1 protein-coding gene and 1 pseudogene are annotated in these 1,430 nt (G+C 70.9%); both read right to left on the bottom strand.

The genetic code is table 11. From position 1 onward, the window contains the following. A pseudogene (locus ACFYYJ_RS41525) lies at nt 1–251 on the bottom strand (methylmalonyl Co-A mutase-associated GTPase MeaB); the annotation flags it as partial. Between the two features lie 6 nt (nt 252–257). Further along, the coding region (locus ACFYYJ_RS41520) for a methylmalonyl-CoA mutase family protein (RefSeq protein WP_389140221.1) at nt 258–1,430 on the bottom strand (1,173 nt) is incomplete at its 5' end.

The raw sequence follows: 1,430 nt of genomic DNA, 5'->3' as shown, positions 1-1,430 counted from the left end.
GCGACCTTGTGGCCGAGTCCGGTGAGCATGGTGCCGAAGGCGTCGATGAAGGTCGACTTGCCGACGCCCGGCACCCCGCTGATGCCGATGCGACGCGCATGCCCCGAGTGCGGGAGGAGCTCGGTGAGGAGTTGCTGGGCGAGAACCCGGTGCGCTGGTTTGGTGGACTCGACGAGGGTGATGGCGCGCGCGATCAGCGCGCGCTTCCCGTCGAGCACTCCCTTCGCGTAGCCGGCCAGGTCGATGGACACGGGCGGCTACAGCTCGCCGTGGCCGAGTTCCGCGGCGAGCCGCGTCACCAGGTCGTGGGCCGCGTCCGGGATGACCGTGCCCGGAGGGAAGACGGCCGTGGCGCCCATGTCGAGGAGGGTGGGGACGTCGGCGGGCGGGATGACTCCGCCGACGACGATCATGATGTCCTCGCGTCCCTCTTCGGCCAGCTGCTCGCGCAGTGCCGGTACGAGGGTCAGGTGGCCGGCGGCGAGCGAGGAGACGCCCACGACGTGGACGTCGGCCTCGACCGCCTGGCGGGCCACTTCCGCCGGGGTCTGGAACAGGGGGCCGACGTCGACGTCGAAGCCCAGGTCGGCGAAGGCGGTCGCGATCACCTTCTGGCCGCGGTCGTGCCCGTCCTGGCCCATCTTGGCGACCAGGATGCGCGGGCGACGGCCTTCGGCCTCCTCGAAGCGGTCGACGAGAGTACGGGTGCGTTCCACGTGGGGGGCCTGGCCTGCCTCGGTTCGGTAGATGCCGGAAATCGTGCGGATCTGGCTCGCGTGGCGTCCGTAGACCTTTTCGAGTGCGTCGGATATCTCGCCGACCGTGGCCTTGGCGCGGGCGGCGTCCACGGCGAGGGCGAGGAGGTTGCCGTCGCCGCGGTCCGCGGCGTTGGTGAGGGCGTGGAGCGTGGCTTGGGTGACGGCCTCGTCGCGCTCCTCGCGCAGGCGGCGCAGTTTGGCGATCTGCTGGGCGCGGACGGAGGAGTTGTCGACCTTGAGGACCTCGATCGCCTCGTCGTTCTCCACCCGGTACTTGTTGACGCCGATGACGGGCTGGCGGCCGGAGTCGATACGGGCCTGGGTGCGGGCCGCGGCCTCCTCGACGCGGAGTTTGGGGATGCCCGCGTCGATGGCCTGGGCCATGCCCCCGGCGGCTTCGACCTCCTGGATGTGCTGCCAGGCGCGGTGGGCGAGGTCGTGGGTGAGTTTCTCGACGTACGCGCTGCCGCCCCACGGGTCGATGGAGCGGCAGGTGCCGGACTCCTGCTGGAGGAGGAGCTGGGTGTTGCGGGCGATGCGTGCGGAGAAGTCGGTGGGGAGGGCGAGGGCCTCGTCCAGGGCGTTGGTGTGCAGGGACTGGGTGTGGCCCTGGGTCGCGGCCATGGCCTCGATGCAGGTGCGCGTGACGTTGTTGAAGACGTCCTGCGCGGT

This window comes from Streptomyces sp. NPDC002467, from assembly GCF_042889825.1.
In the GTDB taxonomy this organism is placed as follows: domain Bacteria; phylum Actinomycetota; class Actinomycetes; order Streptomycetales; family Streptomycetaceae; genus Streptomyces.
This window is presented reverse-complemented; position numbering and strand designations above follow the sequence as displayed.